The sequence below is a fragment of the Acinetobacter sp. 1130196 genome (assembly GCF_000588095.1).
In the GTDB taxonomy this organism is placed as follows: domain Bacteria; phylum Pseudomonadota; class Gammaproteobacteria; order Pseudomonadales; family Moraxellaceae; genus Acinetobacter; species Acinetobacter nosocomialis.
On the sequence record NZ_JFWX01000084.1, the window covers coordinates 1 to 5,260 of the forward strand.

Annotated in this window: 7 protein-coding genes and 1 pseudogene; 6 read left to right on the plus strand and 2 right to left on the minus strand. The window is 33.3% G+C overall.

Annotated features, from left to right (window positions below):
- The 3 genes from J671_RS24105 to J671_RS24115 form a co-directional block, all read left to right on the plus strand.
- On the plus strand, positions 1-471 hold a 471-nt coding region (locus J671_RS24105; RefSeq protein ID WP_031983726.1), incomplete at its 5' end, for an IS3 family transposase.
- A 377-nt stretch (positions 472-848) separates the two neighbouring features.
- Complete coding sequence (locus tag J671_RS24110; RefSeq protein WP_031983727.1) at positions 849-1,310, plus strand: hypothetical protein; 462 nt, start codon at positions 849-851, stop codon at positions 1,308-1,310.
- A gap of 365 nt (positions 1,311-1,675) precedes the next feature.
- A complete protein-coding gene (locus J671_RS24115; RefSeq protein ID WP_228132369.1) occupies positions 1,676-2,482 on the plus strand; it encodes a hypothetical protein in 807 nt (268 codons plus the stop codon).
- Positions 2,483-2,592: 110 nt separating this feature from the next.
- Here J671_RS24115 and J671_RS24120 read toward each other — a convergent pair whose 3' ends face one another.
- Positions 2,593-3,333, minus strand: coding sequence for a hypothetical protein (locus J671_RS24120; RefSeq protein ID WP_081404961.1), 741 nt, complete (start codon positions 3,331-3,333; stop codon positions 2,593-2,595).
- 137 nt (positions 3,334-3,470) lie between these two features.
- The gene (locus J671_RS24125; RefSeq protein ID WP_031983731.1) at positions 3,471-3,890 is read right to left on the minus strand and encodes a hypothetical protein; all 420 of its coding nucleotides are present in this window, start codon (positions 3,888-3,890) and stop codon (positions 3,471-3,473) included.
- 278 nt (positions 3,891-4,168) lie between these two features.
- Between J671_RS24125 and J671_RS24130 the strand changes: the two genes are divergently transcribed.
- The 3 genes and pseudogenes from J671_RS24130 to J671_RS24140 form a co-directional block, all read left to right on the plus strand.
- The gene (locus tag J671_RS24130; protein ID WP_001054060.1) at positions 4,169-4,426 is read left to right on the plus strand and encodes a YjhX family toxin; all 258 of its coding nucleotides are present in this window, start codon (positions 4,169-4,171) and stop codon (positions 4,424-4,426) included.
- Positions 4,427-4,459: 33 nt separating this feature from the next.
- A pseudogene (locus J671_RS24135) lies at positions 4,460-4,885 on the plus strand (GNAT family N-acetyltransferase); the annotation flags it as partial.
- A gap of 113 nt (positions 4,886-4,998) precedes the next feature.
- Positions 4,999-5,260 (plus strand): helix-turn-helix domain-containing protein (locus tag J671_RS24140; protein WP_249364822.1); only part of this gene is annotated, 262 nt, incomplete at its 3' end.

The window sequence follows — 5,260 nt, forward strand, 5'->3', positions numbered from 1 at the left end:
ACTGATGTGACGGAATTTAATGTTAACGGTGAAAAACTTTATCTATCACCAATTATAGATTTGTTTAATGGGGAAATTATTACTTTCCGGATCCAACGTAAACTCAATTATGAGTTAGTGAAAGATATGCTCATTCATGCCTTAGCTAAACTTAAGCGACATGAGAAACCAATTCTCCATTCAGATCAAGGATGGCAATATCAAATGGCTCATTACCAACAGCAATTAAAGCAACATGGTTTAATTCAAAGTATGTCTCGTAAAGGAAATTGCTTAGATAATGCTGTAATAGAAAGCTTCTTTGGAATATTAAAATCGGAATGCTTTCATGGAGAAAAATTTCAATCAATTGATGAATTAGAGAAAACGATACGAGAATACATTCATTATTATAATCATGAGAGAATCAAGGTGAAGCTACAAGGTTTATCCCCGGTACAATATAGAAACCAGTTTATAAAAACTGCTTAACTAACTGTCCAACTTTATGGGGTCAGATCATCCTACCGCTACGGGAAAGGAACGAGTGGCTACCACATATGAGTATTCCTCAGAAGGAATGGCTCTGATGCGGGAGATAATATACGGTCTGCTAAAACCGACTGGCAATGTGGCCAGCAGGCAAAGAATAGTGCCCAACCCTTTTGCAGTCAAGCACACAAAATGACATTTGTTTTAATTTAGATCATTAAAAAGTAAGGATAAATAATGCGTGAGTTATTGTTAAATGGGGGTTTATAAAATCAAAATATCACTGTTTGGGATTTTTATCTTCCACTAACATTATATACAAAGAATATGTTATTTTAATTTTCAATATCAATTAGTTGTTTTGCTAGAGCTTATTTATGCATTCATACAAATTAAAATTTATTTTATTACTAATGTCTTCTCTATTTATTACTTCATTCAGCCATGCTGGGGAATATCAGGATAAATTAGTTCAGTGTTTAAAAAGTTCAGTTACCGAACAAGACCGTAAGGATATGGTGCAATGGATGTTTTTTGGTTTTGCTGCGAAACAAGATTTAGCAAACTACGCAAAAATCTCAAGCGCAGATTTAGAACGTGTAGATCGCAGGGTTGCAAATATTTTTGATAAAATCATGACGCAAAGTTGTACTCAAGCGGTTACTGCAGTTGTAGAAAATGAAGGAACTAATGCGCTAACACAATCATTTGAGTATTTAGGGCGTTATGCAACGGAATCCATGAGTAATGATCAAAAAGTCGTACAAAGATTACAAAACTTTAGTAAGTATCAGGATCAAGAAAAATATAGAAAGGCGTTTCCACAGCTTCCCCATTAATCTGATTGAGATTTAAAATTAGTAATAGACCAAAGGTCTATTTAACATAATGGGTACCCAATAGAATATGACAATAAAATCCCTTTATAATTAATTATTTGGGATGATCTTCCAATATATTTCCACAAAGTGGCTAAAAGTTGGAAGCATAATTCTAAGAGAGCGCATCAATACTACAAAGAACATGAGCAAAAATAGAAAATGGGAGCTGAGTGCTCCCATTTTTTATCCGTATAAGGTGTATTACTTTGATTTTATAGAAATTTAATAAGTAAATATTCTTATTTATCTCTGAATTTCTCTATAAGCCACATAGTTATATATTCTAATCTAGACATGAATGGAAAATTCTCATTATGAACTTCATGAAAATTATAATTATTCTAATACAATCTACTGCTATATTCGGATGCACAGACTCATCGAAAACAGCATCTCAACATTTATCTGAAAAATCTAATGTCAAATATTATAAAGACACTTCTAAACAAGGGGATTTAGTTGTTTGGGGTATTTCATCAAATTTAATTTTAAAAACAGTTGTAGGTGATAAAACAAATATTGCAAAAGGTACTATTTTAAAGAGCCCTTTTCTTGGTCAGTTTCCTATTAACTTTATTCCTAAAATAAAAAATCTAAGTAAAAATGATACCATCGAAAATGTTGCAGACCCTGAAAATCCTATGCAATTTAACTTACTTTTGAATAATGCTAAAAATATAGAAATTAATAATTTCTATGATACAAGTCATCAAAACCAAGTAAAAGTAATAGTAGAAAAATTTAGTACTGCTGATCCAATATATTTAAGATATAAAAAAACACCACGAGAGTGGATAAATTATTTTACCTCTCAAGAAGTTATTAAAGATGAAGATTTATTCAAAAAATTTGAATTAGAATGTTACTCACTTAAGAATTTGAAAGCTCATATTTCTCGTTTTTATCATTGTATAGGAAATGCATCAGACTCCTATCATTCTGAATTTTTAATGACAATTGCTAAACAACATGATGGAAATAATCAAATTGTAGTGACTACAGAAGTTGAAACACCTCTATATCCAAATATAAGTATAAAATGGACAATGCCTTACGAATCATTAAAAGATTGGAAAAAGGTAGATAAAAATATCTGGCGTTTATTAAAAGCTTGGAATGTGCATAAATGAACTGACTCCCAATATTTAACCTAATTTTGATCAATTTAATATTATGGGCATTATCTAAATTATAAAAAAAGCCCCTGTTCTACAGAGGCTTTTTTCAATTCAACAACTTATTATTTATAAAACCAAGGTTTCTTTGGTGCAGTCCCAGTATATGCAGGACTAACCTTAATTGGACCCTGACCTTTTTCGCATTGTTGAACACCCCACTCACTCGGGCGAAAACGAGCATTAGCTCCATCAGGCTCAGGTTTACCAAATTCTTTTTGAATATCATAATCAATGAGAGGTATTTCAAGTAGTACGATGTCTCCACGAGAACAAGCGATGGTAGGACGTTTCGTATCGTAAACCCATTTACCATAACCATTTCCCTCATTAGGATCAAAGCGCATAACTGGACCTATTTGCTGATCCCACGCTAATTCGATTCGAGGAGGCTCCATCGCAGTTACCCACATTCCTGCAACCTGTACAGGATGAGGAAAACGTAAAGCCTCTAATCCACGTAAGCTAAAGGGTACTTGTGGCTCGCCGTTGTCAAAAGCATCGTAACGACTAATTAAACTCCCTTTAGGAATCAACAGTTCACCATATTGGGCATCTTGAGATAAAACGAAATGGCTGCGACTTTCCTTGTAATGCTCCTTAAGTGCAATCTCATACTCTACCGATGCACTCATATAAAATAAGTAACCTGCCCACAGGTCACAGATCAATGCCACTAGCGTAATAAATAATGTCTTTTTAGAAAAAAAACTCACAGGCTTTTGAGCCTTCTTTCGCCAAAAGAATAGTGCTTTCACTAATAGGCCTAGTGTTAGTACAACACCAATCAATGGCGCAATAAACAACAGAAAAATTGCAAAAACCGAGAATGTCTGTACAGGTATCATAATTATTAAATCTTTAGCTTCATTTTTTCCAAAGGTGGGTCGCCAAGAAAATTGTATATACGTGTATTAAAAACAAGCTTTATGATTCACAGACACTATTTTATAGCGTTAGCATTTTCACATACTAAATTAAGCATAGCTAAATCATTCTCACCCGTGGCTTTCATTACTTCACTCTTTTTATCGCTCTTGTACTTAAGTTCACCATTATTTTTATCACCAATCATAAAGTCTAAAATCTGTATCGTCTTGTGTGAACAGTCAAAAGCCATATGAAATTGTGCAATATTATCTTTATCAAAATCACCTGTATAAAACTTTGTTTCGGGTACGCCAACTAGTTTTCTGGTAGCAGTAATTTTAAATTTACTTTTACTTGGTAAATAAAATTCGATTGAATCTAGTTCAAAAGCATAAGCGATATCTTCTTGTTGATAATAAACTTCTTCTGCTTGAATACTATTTGAAAAAGCTGCACAGATAGCGAAAATTAGGCTAAAAATTGTTTTTTTCATTTACTAAAACTCATACATGTTTTTTTGTTGCCTGATTTTATATAAATGAAAGGTCTATGAATATAAAAAACATTTGTTATTAAGTGATATATAACGTTAATATATCTTTTGAATAAAAGTATCCCCCTTCTAAAAGAGGTTTATATGTTGGAGATAGTAATCATCTGATAATCACTCTCAATTTTTATTATTGAGTTGATTATCAATGTCGCAATTTTTCTGTGGTCATATTTCTGATCACCTCTATTTGCACGTTTGATTATTATCAAGGCTCCAACATGAATCTTTCAAAGTTCGAACAACGAACTCTCCATGTCCTTGCCAAAGGCGGACATATTAAATACCAACGTGACGCATCAGGCACAGTCTATTTCGTTGAATGCTATACACGAGAAGGTTTCGTGCTATCTGATTGTTCCTTAGATGTGTTTAAAAAGCTAAAAGCAAAACGTTTAATCAAATCTAAAAATAGCCAACCTTATCAAATTACATTGTTAGGGCTTCAGACTGTCCGCCCTCAACTAGACAACCGTTGATATAAGTTGCTATTTATTAAGAGAAAGAAAAATATGAATATTACAATTCGAGATGAACAACCCGAAGATATTAAAAATATCGAAGCGTTGACGAAAGCCGCGTTCTTAAATGAAGAGCATTCTAGTCATACTGAACAATTTATTGTGAATAGCCTTCGGAAACATAAGCAACTCACGATCTCTTTGGTTGCTATAGAAGATGGCTTAATTGTAGGTCATGTGGCTATTTCACCAGTTACAATCACGTCAGGTGAAACTGGTTGGTATGGCCTAGGCCCTATTTCTGTATGTCCAAAGAAACAAGGAATTGGCATTGGTTCTCTTTTAATGAATGCAGCTCTTCAAAAGTTAAAAGAATTAGGCGGAAAAGGTTGCGTTCTATTAGGTGATCCAAATTATTACAGTCGATTTGGTTTTAAATCATACCCTGATTTAAATTTACCTAATGTACCAAATGAATAGGCAGAGTAAAACTTGAAGTGCGACATAAACCACCTAATTAATTTAAAGGGTTTATGGAGTATATAAAATTGTCATACCATCATCTTAACTTTGAAGATCGTACTGCATTAATGCTTGAGTCAAGAAAAGAAGGCTTTTCAGCCAGAAAATTTGCTGAACTCATTAAAAGACATCCTAGTACGATCTATCGTGAGCTTAAAAGAAATAGCATCAATGACGTTTATCAAGCTCGATATGCTTCTGATAACACCTTCGCTAGACGTAGACGTGGTCACAGAAAACTCAAAATCGATTCAATCCTCTGGAAATTTATTGTTGAAGCGATCCGTTGTTTATGGTCTCCTCAGCAAATAGCAAAGCGTTTAAAGACAT

Coding starts and splice junctions, on each gene's coding strand:
- J671_RS24125 (WP_031983731.1), bottom strand. CDS start 3,890: ATGAAAAAAACAATTTTTAGCCTAATTTTCGCTATCTGTGCAGCTTTT.
- J671_RS24115 (WP_228132369.1), top strand. CDS start 1,676: ATGAAAATTATAATTATTCTAATACAATCTACTGCTATATTCGGATGC.
- J671_RS24130 (WP_001054060.1), top strand. CDS start 4,169: ATGAATCTTTCAAAGTTCGAACAACGAACTCTCCATGTCCTTGCCAAA.
- J671_RS24110 (WP_031983727.1), top strand. CDS start 849: ATGCATTCATACAAATTAAAATTTATTTTATTACTAATGTCTTCTCTA.